This is a genomic window from Thalassospira sp. CH_XMU1458 (genome assembly GCF_037027205.1).
GTDB classification, from domain to species: Bacteria; Pseudomonadota; Alphaproteobacteria; order Rhodospirillales; family Thalassospiraceae; genus Thalassospira; species Thalassospira tepidiphila.
This window is the reverse complement of sequence record NZ_JAYMDW010000003.1, coordinates 230,686-243,864: the sequence shown is the minus strand read 5'-3', so window position 1 is coordinate 243,864 and position 13,179 is coordinate 230,686. Positions and strand designations below refer to the sequence as shown.

General features: G+C 55.8%; 12 protein-coding genes. 5 read left to right on the top strand and 7 right to left on the bottom strand.

The features are described from left to right. Positions 1 to 4 precede the first annotated feature (4 nt). Genes WBY09_RS15155 through WBY09_RS15140 form a run of 4 tightly spaced genes read left to right on the top strand, consistent with a single transcriptional unit; the run spans position 5 to position 6,779 of the window. A complete protein-coding gene (locus WBY09_RS15155; protein ID WP_336233165.1) occupies positions 5 to 1,045 on the top strand; it encodes an AAA family ATPase in 1,041 nt (346 codons plus the stop codon). Further along, positions 1,046 to 1,999: a DUF58 domain-containing protein gene (locus tag WBY09_RS15150; RefSeq protein WP_336233164.1), complete on the top strand. Its 954-nt coding sequence runs from the start codon at positions 1,046 to 1,048 to the stop codon at positions 1,997 to 1,999. After that, on the top strand, positions 1,996 to 4,707 hold the full coding sequence (locus WBY09_RS15145; protein ID WP_336233163.1) for a DUF4159 domain-containing protein: 2,712 nt from the start codon (positions 1,996 to 1,998) through the stop codon (positions 4,705 to 4,707). Before WBY09_RS15150 ends, WBY09_RS15145 begins: the two co-directional genes overlap by 4 nt. Beyond that, positions 4,704 to 6,779: a hypothetical protein gene (locus WBY09_RS15140; RefSeq protein WP_336233162.1), complete on the top strand. Its 2,076-nt coding sequence runs from the start codon at positions 4,704 to 4,706 to the stop codon at positions 6,777 to 6,779. The genes WBY09_RS15145 and WBY09_RS15140 overlap by 4 nt, the downstream gene beginning before the upstream one ends. Here WBY09_RS15140 and WBY09_RS15135 read toward each other — a convergent pair whose 3' ends face one another. After that, positions 6,780 to 7,745, bottom strand: coding sequence for a LysR family transcriptional regulator (locus WBY09_RS15135; RefSeq protein WP_064788799.1), 966 nt, complete (start codon positions 7,743 to 7,745; stop codon positions 6,780 to 6,782). Between the two features lie 150 nt (positions 7,746 to 7,895). Between WBY09_RS15135 and WBY09_RS15130 the strand changes: the two genes are divergently transcribed. After that, positions 7,896 to 8,855, top strand: coding sequence for a glutathione S-transferase family protein (locus tag WBY09_RS15130; RefSeq protein ID WP_336233161.1), 960 nt, complete (start codon positions 7,896 to 7,898; stop codon positions 8,853 to 8,855). A gap of 78 nt (positions 8,856 to 8,933) precedes the next feature. Here the strand turns inward: WBY09_RS15130 and WBY09_RS15125 are convergent, their stop codons facing one another. The 6 genes from WBY09_RS15125 to WBY09_RS15100 form a co-directional block, all read right to left on the bottom strand. Continuing rightward, a complete protein-coding gene (locus tag WBY09_RS15125; protein ID WP_064781144.1) occupies positions 8,934 to 9,437 on the bottom strand; it encodes a F0F1 ATP synthase subunit B family protein in 504 nt (167 codons plus the stop codon). A 4-nt stretch (positions 9,438 to 9,441) separates the two neighbouring features. After that, complete coding sequence (locus WBY09_RS15120) at positions 9,442 to 9,927, bottom strand: F0F1 ATP synthase subunit B family protein (protein ID WP_008889877.1); 486 nt, start codon at positions 9,925 to 9,927, stop codon at positions 9,442 to 9,444. 74 nt (positions 9,928 to 10,001) lie between these two features. Further along, positions 10,002 to 10,226, bottom strand: a complete 225-nt coding sequence (locus tag WBY09_RS15115) for an ATP synthase subunit C family protein (RefSeq protein ID WP_007089066.1) — start codon at positions 10,224 to 10,226, stop codon at positions 10,002 to 10,004. Between the two features lie 60 nt (positions 10,227 to 10,286). Continuing rightward, the gene (locus WBY09_RS15110) at positions 10,287 to 11,009 is read right to left on the bottom strand and encodes a F0F1 ATP synthase subunit A (protein ID WP_008889876.1); all 723 of its coding nucleotides are present in this window, start codon (positions 11,007 to 11,009) and stop codon (positions 10,287 to 10,289) included. Positions 11,010 to 11,030: 21 nt separating this feature from the next. Beyond that, positions 11,031 to 11,396 (bottom strand): AtpZ/AtpI family protein, encoded by a 366-nt coding sequence (locus WBY09_RS15105; protein WP_040823076.1) that lies wholly within the window; start codon positions 11,394 to 11,396, stop codon positions 11,031 to 11,033. 449 nt (positions 11,397 to 11,845) lie between these two features. Next, positions 11,846 to 13,177 (bottom strand): class I SAM-dependent methyltransferase, encoded by a 1,332-nt coding sequence (locus tag WBY09_RS15100; RefSeq protein ID WP_336233160.1) that lies wholly within the window; start codon positions 13,175 to 13,177, stop codon positions 11,846 to 11,848. Positions 13,178 to 13,179 lie beyond the last annotated feature (2 nt).

The following is a 13,179-nucleotide window of genomic DNA, read 5'->3' as shown; positions in this document are numbered from 1 at the left end:
CGCCATGACAAACGCGCCACAATTCCCCGAAGAAATGGGTTTCTCCCAGGAAAGCAGTCTCGAACGCGATGCAGCCCGTCTGGACGAGTGTGTCGCACGGCTGGCCGAAGCCCGCAAAATGATTTCCAGTATTATATTTGGGCAGAATGATGCCGTAGAGCAAACACTTATCGGCATTTTATCGGGTGGACATGTGCTGATGGTCGGTGCGCCGGGCCTTGGCAAGTCGCTTCTGGCGCACACGCTGGGCAAGGTTCTTGGCCTGCTTGACAAGCGTGTTCAGTTCACACCCGATCTGATGCCCGCCGATATTCTGGGTTCCGAAGTTCTTGAAGAAGGGGCGGACGGCAAACGCGCGTTTCGCTTTATCAAGGGACCGGTATTTTGCCAGTTGCTTTTGGCAGATGAAATCAACCGTGCCAGCCCGCGTACTCAATCGGCCCTGTTGCAGGCAATGCAGGAACGCGAGGTTTCGGTTGCCGGTTACAGCCACAAACTGCCCGAACCGTTCCATGTTCTGGCCACCCAGAACCCGTTGGAGCAGGAAGGCACCTATCCCCTGCCCGAAGCACAGCTTGACCGTTTCCTGCTTGAAGTCCGGCTTGGCTATCCCGATGCTGATGAAGAACGCAAGATCGTGACCGAGACCAACGGACGGTATCCGGCCCGCCCACGACAGGTTCTTCAAACCGATGATCTGGTTGAGGCACAGGACTTTGTCCGCCGCCTGCCAATGCCGGACCGGGTTCTCGATACTATCATTGCCCTGTGTCGCGAATGCCGCCCGGAAAGCACATCACTTGCCGATATTCGTGAAAATGTCGCCTGGGGCCCCGGTACACGTGCGGCACAGGCCCTGTCACTGGCGTGCCGGGCGCGTGCGATGCTGTTTGGGCGCTTTGCCCCATCGATCGAGGATATCGAAGAACTTGCCGTTCCTGTTTTGCGCCATCGTTTCGGTCTGACCTATGGCGCACGCGCCGAAGGCTTTACCGCCAAAGGGCTGATTACCGATGCGCTTGCCCACCTGCAGGAGAAAAACTAATTGGTCACCGCCCCCGTGCAGGATCATGTTGCCGCTGCCCGCGCCCTTGCGGCGAAACTGCCACAGCTGATTGATGAGTCACGCCGAACGGCCATCAGTCTGCGCAGTGGCCTGCATGGCAATCGCAAGGTCGGGCCGGGCAGCGATTTCTGGCAATTCCGCCCGTATGTTCCCGGCGACCCAACCAACCAGATTGACTGGCGCCGATCTGCGCGCAGCGAACATACCTTCATCCGCCAGACCGAATGGCAGGCCAGCCATAATTACTGGATCTGGCCGGTACTTTCGCCGTCGACCTATTGGGCATCAAGCGAAAAGCTGCCGTCGAAGGCGGAACGCACCCTGATCATTTCCATCGCATTGGCCGACCTTTTGATCCGCAACGGCGAAACCGTTGGCACCTTTGACGGCGAACGTACGCGCATCACATCGGCAGAGCATCTTGAAAAACTGGGTCACGCGATGCTGGCAAGTCCGCAAAGCATCGCGGGCCAGGCGACAAACATTCACCCCGGCCGGAAACATTCGGTGCTGATCCTGGGTGACTTCCTTGAATTTGCGGATCAAAGCGAACAGTCAGGACGCACGGTGCGGCGCTTGGGCCAGTATCAGAATGACGGTGCGCTGGTACAAATTCTTGATCCTGCGGAAATCGCCCCGCCATTTCAGGGACGGGTTGATCTGTTTGATACCGATGATCAGATGATCTTTCGCAGCGAAAAGTTCGAAGACCTCACGGAGGGCTATAAACTTCGCGCCCAGAAATGGCGGGCATTGGTCCGCGATGCCGCGCGCCAGAATGACTGGCTTTATGACCGGCATGTCACATCCGAAAGTGCCAGCCCGACATTGCTGGCCCTGTATCAGCATCTGAGCGAGCGGCAAAATCAAAGCGGATCGAACGGACGCGGTCGTCCTAACCTGCATCGCCATAACACGCAGGAGATGTCATGAGCCTGTCGGCCATCACATTCCTGTATCCTGCGATGCTGGCCGGGCTGCTGGCATTGCCGATTGTCTGGCTTTTGATCAGATCGGCACCACGGTCACCCAAAACCGTTATCTTCCCGGCTGCGCGTATTTTGCGCGGCCTTAAAAGCAAACGCCGCGATATTCAGCGCGCGCCGATCTGGCAAACCATTCTGCGCTGTTTGATCCTGACGCTTCTGATTGTTGCCGCTGCCCGCCCGGTGATGAACCGCAATGATTTTGCCGCCAATGATGGCGCGATATTGATCATTGCCGATAACGGCTGGGACAGTGCCGCTAACTGGCGGCAATACCGCACGGCATTGCAACAGATCGCCAATCAGGCCCGGTTCGAGTTGCAAACGGTCTATATTGCCCAAACCGCGCCCGAGGCAGCAGGCGCGACCACATGGAAACTTCCAGACATTGTCGGTCCGGTATCGCCCAACGATACCAAAAACCTGTTTGATCGCTTGCAGCCACGTCCTTGGCCCTCGGATTATACCGCCCTTTCGGATTTGATTTCCGAACGCCCGGAAATGAACCGGGCTGTTGGTAGCATCTTGTGGCTAACCAGCGAGATGGACAGCCCCGGCAAGGCCAAAATCGCATCCGAACTGCTTGATATCGCGCCGATCACAACGATCTCACCAACCATCACCGACCGTATCGCGATCCGGTCGCTTAGCCGGTCCGGTACCGGCATGTTGGCAACATTGGCCCACAATCGCGATGATCAACCGCGCGAGATCAATCTTCTGGCCCGCGGCGAACGCGGCAATGTGATCCTTCGCCATACGGTGGAAATCACACCCGACAGCGATCAAAGCGATGTCGCCATTCTGTTGCCGCGTGACATTTCCAATGCCATTCAATCTGTCGGGATTGAGGGGGTCGAAAGTGCCGCATCGGTATTTCAGACCGGTGCGCGCTGGCAACAACGCCGGGTTGGCGTCGTGGTCAGTTCTGGCGATGGTCCGGGGGTTTTGTCTGATCAGTATTTCTTCCTTGATCGGGCGCTTTCGCCCTATGCCGATGTGACCTATGCGCCGCTTGGAACGTTGCTTGAAGACAAGGTCGATGTTCTGGTCTCCGCTGGTCCGATTTCAGGTCTGGGCAGCCAGTTTGACGCGCTGGAACGCTGGGTCAATGAAGGCGGCATGCTGGTGCGGTTTGCGGGCGACAGTTCATCGCAGATCGGTAACGATTTCCTGCCCGTCACACTTCGACTTGGCAACCGCGACTTTGGCGGATCGATGTCGTGGGAAAAGCCCAAAAGGTTGCTCGACTTTCCGGACAACAGTCCGTTTCACGGGGTCGACGTGCCTGACGACATCACGGTCACGCGCCAATTGCTGGCCGAACCCGACCCGGACATTGTCAGCAAGACTTGGGCACGTCTGACCGATGGGACGCCCCTGATCACCAGCACACCGCGCAATGCCGGGCGGATTGTCCTTTTCCATGTCACACCATGGGCAGATTGGTCGAACCTTCCGATGTCGGGCCTGTTTGTCGAACTGTGGCAGCGGCTTCTTCCCCTTGCAAGTCCGAGCAATCGCAGCGACGCCGAACTGCAAAGCAGCCTGCCTGCCCAGACCATTCTGGATGGTTTTGGCCGACCGCATCAGCCAGATGCCTTGATCCTGCCGGTTCAAACCCCGCTTCCGACACCCAATCCGCGCCATCCACCGGGCATTTACGGCGAGAACGGACAGGCGGTTGCGCTGAACCTTGGCCCTTCACTTTCCGATATCGGTCGCGATGTGGTTTGGCCATCGGGCATCAGCACGCGCGAAATCACCGATCAAAGCCAGGTTGATCTTGCAGCCCTTTGCCTGTTGGCTGCCTTTATCCTGATCTTGTTTGATGCCGCGATTTTGCTGGTGCTGAACAACGTGTCCCTGCGGCGCAGTCGACGCAGCAATGCCCTGACATCGCTTTTGCTGGCCGCCGTCCTGACGGGTGCGGCCTCCGCCAGCATGATGATGCCCGCAGCATCCATCGCGGCAACACTGCCCGAAGCAGCCCTGCAACCGCGTCTGGCTTATCTTGAGACCGGGAATGCCCCGGTGGATCGCCTGAGCCGTGCCGGGATGACCGGCCTGACCGAAATCCTGCGTCGGCGTAGTGCGGCAGACCTCAACACCGTCGATGGCGTTAATCCGGAAACCGATGAGCTTAGTTTCTATCCGCTGATCTATTGGCCGCTGGTTGACGGGCAGGAACCGTTTTCCGAACGCGCACAGGAACGATTGAACCGTTATCTGAATAATGGTGGCATGATCCTGATCGATAGTCGGGATCGCGAAGTCCAACCGGCGCGCTTGCGGCGTCTTTTGGCCGGGTTGGAAGTCCCGCTTTTGGATCGTGCGCCAAGTGATCACATCCTGTTTCGCAGTTTCTATCTGCTTGACCATGCTTTTGGCCGATTTTCCGAACCGCTATGGCTTGATGCCCGCCCCAGCCAACGTCTGGATGGGGTGGCGTCGGTTCTGTTTGGCGGTAATGACTGGGCATCGGCCTGGATCATTCCCGAAGGCCGCGATGAATTGCGCAGCGAAGACATATCCCCCCGGCAACGCGAAATGGCCTATCGGTTTGGCGTCAATTTGGTGATGTATGCCCTTACGGGGAGCTACAAGGGCGATCAGGTCCATATCCCGGCCATTCTGGAAAGGTTGGGCCGATGAACCAGGGATGGCAGAACCTTCAGATTTCCCCGCTTCTCGACATCACCATCCTGCAAGGCTTGGCTGTTTTGTGTTTGGTTGCCGTCATTGTGTTCACCATCTTCCGGCTGCGTGGAACGGTTTGGCGCGGGGTGGTGATGGTGCTGGTTCTTCTGGCCCTTCTGGCACCGCAATTTACCGACCGTGAAAGCGAAAAACTAAGCGACATTATTCTGGTGCTTGTCGACCGGTCGGCAAGCCAGAATATCGCGAACCGCGCGGCACAAACCGATGCGGCGATTGCCGAACTGCAAGATCGCTTTGCCGAGGACCCATCGGTGGAGCTTCGCTTTGAAGATGTTCCGGGCGATACCGATACCCGCATGTTTGCCGTCCTTGACCGGTTGCTGGGCGGGCTGCCGCGCGAACGGCTGGGGGGTGTCATGATGATCACTGACGGGCAGGTTCACGACGTGCCAAGCAGCCTTGATCTGAACGCACCGTTGCATGTTTTGATCAGTGGCGGACGCGATGAACGTGATCGCCGGTTGGTAATTCGCCAAAGTGCCGATTACGGCATTGTCGGCAAGGATGCTGAATTCATGATCGAGGCGGTTGATCCACAACTGCCCCCCGGCACGGCGATCCAGGTACGGATGCTGCTTGAAGATGGTACGGAACGTGAAATTGCCCTGCCCGCCAACGAACAACGCCGGGTCAGCATCCCGGTGCCGCATGCCGGATCGGTTCTTGCCGAATTGCGTATGGATACGCTTGAGGAAGAAACCGACAAATCCAACAACCGGCTGATCCTTGAAACAACCGGTGTGCGTGATCGTTTGCGTGTTTTGTTGTTATCTGGTGAACCCCACCCGGGTGAACGGGCCTGGCGTAACCTTTTGCGGGCTGATCCGGGGGTCGACCTTGTGCATTTCACGATTTTGCGTCCGCCAGAAAAGGGTGACGACACGCCGATCAATGAACTGGCGCTGATCCCGTTTCCGATCCGCGATCTGTTTGAAGTGCGCCTGCGTCAATTTGATCTGATCATTTTTGACCGCTACCAGATGCGCGGCGTCTTGCCGCCGCACTATCTTGAAAAGGTGGTTGATTTCGTCAAATGGGGTGGCGCGGCACTGGTCGTCGCCGGGCCGGAATATGTCGGACCGGATGGGCTTGCCAGCACCGCCTTGAATGACCTGATGCCTGCCGCGCCGACCGGCCGGGTTATCGAGCAGGCCTTTGTCCCCCGTGTTAATCAGGCCGGCCGCCTGCACCCGGTTACAACCGCCATTGCCGGATCCCCCAACACGCCCCCGAAATGGGGTCAGTGGTATCGTCAGATCGAAACGCGTATTTCTGATCCCGATGCGATGACGCTTCTGACCGGTGTCGATGACCTGCCACTTCTGACCATGCAACGGGTCGAGGAAGGCCGTGTGGCGATGTTAAGTTCCGATCAGATGTGGCTTTGGCAGCGTGGCCATGATGGCGGCGGCCCTGTCGCAGAATTGCTGCGGCGCTTGTCACACTGGCTGATGAAGGAACCAGCCCTTGATGAAAACACTGTGCTGACCGAACGCAGCCCGGATGGCGAAAGCCTGATCCTCAATTGGCGCAAGATTGGCGCAGCCCCCGAAGCAGCCAGCGTGATCAACCCGGAAACCGGTGAACAGATCAATGCGCCGTTCGAACAGCTTCCCAATCAATCCTGGCAGGCGACTGTTCCGATTGAAACCCGCGGTCTGATCCGGGTTCGGGTACGTGATCAGGATGATCGCAGTCAAACCGCGTTGCATGTCGATCGTGATGTCCTGACCGCCGAAACCCGAAACACCAACTCCACCCCGGATCTGTTGGCCGGGCTGGTGGCGGAAAATGATGGATATATCGGCCGGATCGAAGATGGTTTGCCCGATTTCCGCCATGTGCCCGATGACCGTATCTGGCATGGCAGCAACTGGGCCGGGTTCCTTCAGACCGACAGTTTCAAGACGGTGATTGGTGGCATTACAAACTTGCTGCCGATCCCGTTTGTCGCGCTTTTGATCGGGGCAATCTGTTTGTTGGGCTGGCGGGTCGAAAGCAAGTGATTAGGGCCGTGGTCTTTGACGGCCACGTCCTTCATGGTATTCCGCACAGGCTTCCTGATGGAAGTTGCACAATCCGCCTTTGAATTTTTCGACCAGAAAATCGATAAACACACGCACCTTGCTGGGCAAGTGGCGGCGTTCGGGATAGACCGCGTAAATACCGCCACTGCTGAGTGGATCGTAATCATGCAGGATGCGGACAAGACGCCCTTCGCTAAGTGCCTCCGCAACGATGAATTCCGGTTCACGGGCAATGCCAAGACCGCGAATGGCCGCGACGGATGTGAATTCACCATTGTTGCATGACATCACCGGATTGACCCGGACTGAGACCTGACCATCAGGCCCGTCAAAGTCCCAGATATTGGGGCTGGGTACGTTGGTGTAGGAAATCGTTCGGTGCTCGGCCAGTTCCTGTGGCGTTTTGGGTTCGCCATACTGTTCCAGATAACCCGGTGAGGCCACCACATGGCCGGTAAAATCGGCCAGTTTACGGGCGATCAGGCTTGAATCCTTAAGTCGGGTGATACGGATCGCCATATCAATCCCCTCGGCCACCAGATCAACCATATGGTCGGCCAGATGGATATCGACATGCAGCCCGGGATACTTATCCATGAACTCGGTCACCAGTTGCGGCAGATACATCTGCCCAAAGGTCAGGGGGGCTGAAATACGCAATGTCCCGCGCGGCGTGCCGCGCAAATCGGTCAACGCATGTTCGGCTGTTTCGATTTCTTCAACCACACGCGCGCAGTGCTGATAGAAGGTCGACCCGGCATCTGTAAGGCTAAGACGCCGCGTGGTGCGGTTCAGAAGCCGGATGCCAAGATTGTCTTCAAGCTTGGTTACATGTTTGCTGACCGCGGATTTGGACATGCCAAGCTTGCGCGCCGCACCGGAAAAACTGCGTTCCTCGACGACACGGGCAAAGACGGTCATGCCGTCAAGATTTCCGATCAGCATTATACGGCTCCTGAGCGGGGTACTGTTGCGCGATTGGAAACAAATTAATGTCACATCAACGGATTGTCTTCAACGCGCAAATAAGCACAATGAAGCTTAACCGCGGCAGAATGCCTGCCAGAACCGATTAACAAAATTTGGGAAACGGACATGGGATTACTTGTCGACGGAGTCTGGCACGACAAATGGTATGACACCAAAAGCAACGGTGGAAAATTCAAACGCCAGGATTCAGCTTTTCGCAACTGGGTCTCTGCCGATCAGGATGCCGAATTTCCGGCCGAAAACGGCCGCTACCACCTGTATGTATCCTACGCCTGTCCCTGGGCACATCGCACGCTGATCTTCCGTGCGCTTAAGGGACTGGAAGACATGATCAGTGTATCGGTCGTGCATTGGCACATGGGTGAGAACGGTTGGAAGTTTGATCGCGATGCGGGCCTTCCCGACCATCTCGAAGACCGTGACTTCATGCATCAGGTCTATACCGATGCGATGTCGGATTACACCGGTCGCGTCACCGTGCCGGTGCTTTGGGACAAGAAGACCAACAAGCTGGTCAGCAATGAGTCGGCTGAAATCATCCGCATGCTTAACAGCGCGTTTGACGATCTTGGCGCAACGGAGGTTGATTTTTATCCCGAAGATTTGCGCACCGAAATCGATGAAGTGAACGAACGGGTTTATCACGATGTGAATAATGGCGTTTACAAATCCGGCTTTGCCACCACGCAATCAGCCTATGAAGAAGCCGTCACCACGCTGTTTGATGCGCTTGACTGGCTTGAAGAACGCCTTTCAAAGCAACGCTACCTTGTTGGCAACCAGCTTACCGAAGCCGACTGGCGCCTGTTCACGACCTTGTTGCGCTTTGATCCGGTCTATCACGGTCATTTCAAATGCAACCTGCGCAAGCTCAATGAATATTCCAATCTTTGGGCCTATACCCGCGATCTGTATCAGCACCCGGGGATCAAAGAGACGGTCTTTATGGACCATATCAAGGGCCACTATTACGAAAGCCATCCGACGATCAATCCGTCCGGCGTGGTGCCATTGGGCCCGGTCTTGGACCTTGATGAACCGCATGGCCGCGAACACTTGTCCTGATCCTCAGCCGGACTGTCGAACAATAAAAAACCCCGCAGCATCGCTGCGGGGTTTTCAGTTTCCGGAAACCGGAAAAAATCAGTTCAGACGACCTTTGAGTTCCGCGATCGCGCTATCAACCAACTCGTCTGCCTTTGCACCAGAAACCTTGTCACTGACAAGGGCCATGGTGGCCTTGGCTGCGATTTCGGCAACATGTGCACGAACTTCGGCAATAGCCTGGCTTTCGAGGTTGGAGATACGGTCCAGAGCTTGCTGTTCACGACGTTTGAGCGCCGCTTTCAGTTCTGCCTGGGCGTTCTCGAGCATACGGTCGGCTTCCACCTTGGCATGCGCACGGATTTCGTCAGCTTCCTTAAGCGCTTCACGCTGTTTGGCCTGATAATTGGCCAGAAGCTCCTGGGCTTCTTCGCGAAGACGCTGTGCTTCGTCCAGTTCGTCGGAAATCTTCTGTGCACGTTTATCAAGTGCGGCAGAGATCCCTTTGACGGCTTTGAAACCGCCAAAACCGACGACCAGCACGAAAGAAAGCGTGGTCCAGGTGTATGGATCGGTAAGGAAAGTAACCTCTTGGGTTGCCATTGTCTTACTCTCCTACGATTGCCGAAACAGCCTTGTCGGCAGTTTTGGCCTGAACCTTGACACCGATAAGTTTGTCGGTTGCTTCACGGGCAATTTCCGATGCTGCTTCTGCAACACCCGTCATTGCATCCGCTTTGGCGTCCGCAATTGCCTTCTCGGCATCAGATGTCTTTTTAGACAGCTTCTTGACCATAGCTTCGGTTTTCTTGGCTTGCTCTGCAGCAGCCTTTTCCGATGCTTCGCGAATGTCAGCCTGAGCGGCTTCACGAGCTTCTGCCAGAGCAGCCTCGTATTTCGCGATGGCGGCATCGGTTTCGTCTTTCAACGCCCGAGCCTTGCCAAGGTTGTCTTCGATGGTTTTTTGACGGCGTTCAAGAACTTCACCAACCTTCGGCAGCGCAATTCTCGACATCAGGAAATACAAGATGGCGAAAATAACGAACAGCCAGAAGATCTGTTCCGAGAACGTCGCAATATCAAACTGCGGCATAGCCTACTCCCGAATTCAACGACGCCGGCGAGGGAGTGCCTCGCCGGGCCGTGTATTCGCGCAAAAGGCGCCGATTAGCCGAACAGAACGATCAGCGCAACGACGAGTGCGAACAGTGCAATAGCTTCGGTAACAGCAAAGCCGATCCAGCCATACAGTTCAACGTCGCCTTTTGCAGCCGGGTTACGGCCAACAGTCGCAATCAGGCTCGACCAGATGTTACCAACACCGATACCGGCACCAATCATGCCAATAGCAGCCAGGCCAGCACCGATCATCTTAGCAGCATCGAGTTCCATAACTTCACCCTTTCGAATTTCTTAAAGGCAATCAGAAGAGATCACACCAAACCACACACATCAGTGCATGTGGATTGCATCATGGAGATAGATGCAGGTGAGAATTGTGTAGACGTAAGCCTGAAGCGCAGCAATGCCGAACTCCAGAACAGTAATCCCCGTCAGCAAAGCAAAGGGAAGCACGCCGAGAATGCCAATCAGGCCAACGAACCCACCGATAACTTTCAGCATGATGTGGCCGACGGTCATGTTCGCAAACAGTCGGATCGCCAGGCTGAACGGACGAGAGAAATAGGAGATGATTTCGATCGGGATCAGAATGATCGCGGTCGCAATCGGCGCACCTTCAGGGAAGAACATCCGAAGGTAATGCGTACCATGACGCATGAAGCCGATGACCGTCACACCGAGGAAGATCACCAGAGCCATCGCAAAGGTAACAGCGATGTGGCTCGTAAAGGTAAAGCTGTGCGGGATCATGCCAAGCAGGTTCCCGAACAGAACAAACATAAACAGCGTAAAGACGAACGGGAAATATTTGCGACCTGCGCTTCCCACGTTGTCCTTGAGCATATTGGCGACGAATTCGTACATCACCTCGGCAGATCCCTGCCAGCGGCCCGGAACCAGCGCGCCGCGACGCATCGAAAGCGTCATGAAGCCCGTTACGAGAACGGCTGCGATCACCATCCAAAGTGCGGAGTTGGTGAAGGAAATATCAATGCCGGCAACCGAAAGTTCGGCCAAGGGCTTGATTTCAAACTGCTCTAGCGGTCCAGCCACCGTAATCCTCGCTCAATATTATCAGGGTTCGGATTTGTCCCCGTTCCCCTGCTTGCGCTCCCCCATCGCACGACCAAGTCCGACAGCACTGTCAAAACCCTTGGCAACGCGATAAGCGTTCAAACCTCCGGCACCTGCTCCAAGAAAAACAAACAGAACAAGCAGCCAAGGTGTCGTATCAAGCACCCGATCCAGCGCCCAGCCAATCAGCAAGCCGACAAGAACCGCAGCGATCATTTCCGCCGAAATCCTCATGCCAAGCGCCATCCCTTGAGATGGTTTGCCGGTCGCCCGGTTCGGGCTGTGCAGTTCTTCTCGCTTGCCTGCTACGGCTGCCAGTTTGCTCTCAAGCTCTGCTAATGAAGCGCGATCTTTATCATCGCTCATTGTCGTGAACCCCGCTTTGGCAGCCCTGCAAACGTCGCAAGGAAATGCGCGGGCAACATACTTAGCACCCCATGGGCTGTCAAGCTGTAAAACCCCGTCTCCCCGGGCCTTTGAAAACCGAAATAATAATAATTATTTCAGACACTTAACCCCTTAAATGTGAAGGAAAACACTTTTAGAGTTAGGCAATAGTCGCAGTCAAAAGAATTGACAGTGATCTGCGCCACTGGCCTGCAACCGGCGGTTTTCCTTGGTTCCTGCCGGTTTTATCCCCTTTGGCATCATAGATGACAAATTCGGTGTTTTTCACCGGGCCCCGGCAATTTGCCAAAATCAGGAGTGTTTTTGCCCAAAACCATGAAATATCGGTGGATTAAAGAAAGTCGGCATTCCCGATTCACCCGCGGTCACCGAATGAGGCTTGCAGGGGCGCTACCCCCGCAAACCAATCAGATCTTGCGCACGCCGAGCGTCCGTTCACCGTCGGTTTTTTGCCAGCCGCCAGGCTTTGATGACAACATCCAATCGAACTTGTGAAACAGCGCCCACACAGCCCCCAATGTATTGATCGCAATCGAGTTCATATCAATCGGCTGGGTATCAAGAATTTCATCGCGCAGAATGGCGACAAGTTCTGCAACCGTCTTTTTGCCATCAAAGACCGCCAGCAAGCGGGCCAGATCCGGCCCACCGGTCAGGTCGACCGCATTGCCACTGCCGTCTTCGATCAGAACAGGTTGTCCGGCCAATGCCACCAGATCATCAAAAAAGGTCTTGTTGGGCGGGACGAAGAAGTAAGGTGCCAGTTCGGCATCTGGCAGCATTTCGGCAGTTTGGCTCTTGTCTTCACGGGTCAGGTAGAATGCATGCAGCGGCATCGCGCCACTGAACCTTTCGCAAAATGCCTGCTGATCGCGAAGCGGCTTGGCCGCCAGTTCGCGCAGAATGGCCGGATCACGCACCAGATTGTCGATCTTGTAATGCGCCTTGCCCGTTCCACCAAACCCGAAGAAGCCCGTAAAGGCCGCAACATGAAGGCCCGCAGAAGACGCGAAATCATACACCCCGTGGACGTCATATGCGCATTCAACGGGATGAAGCAGCAAATCAACAATTTCCGGATCGTTTTCAAGCAACCCTTTGATGAAGCCCAGACCGCCGCCCATCTTAAGCAGCATGTTGTCTTCGGGCAGCGACGATAGCAATGTCCGCGTCATCGCCAACTGTTGCTGCAGGTCTTTGCCTTCCAGCAATGGCTCGATCATTTTGCGCCACTCGGTCACGGCAAGGCGCCCGTGTTCGCCATAGACCATGATGCCCATCGCACCGTCGGCCTTAAGCACCGACATCAAATCGCGAAGGCCCTCTTCCGGGTCTTCAAGATGGTGCAAGACACCGGCACAATTGATGTAATCAAACGGCTCGGGCTTGGATTTGGCAAATTCAGAGATGGTCTGATTGACGTAGGTGACGTTTGAAAGACCGCGTGCCTCGGCCCGGGCACGGGCGACCTTGGTACTGGCCGCGGACGGCTCGAGGTAGGTCACCGATCCACCGACATCGCGCAATTGTTCTGCCAGCCAGATCATCGAATCCCCGGTGCCGCCACCGGCAACCAGTGCGCGGAAGGTGGCATCAAATTCCTTTGTCCCGCCAAAACAGTAATGATTGACCCGTGACAGGGTATCGATCGGCGGCATTAACAGGCGGTCTTTTTCCTGCCCTGGATCGCGCAACGGATAGGGAAACTGTTCGTAAAGCTCGCGCACTTTCTGGGACATCA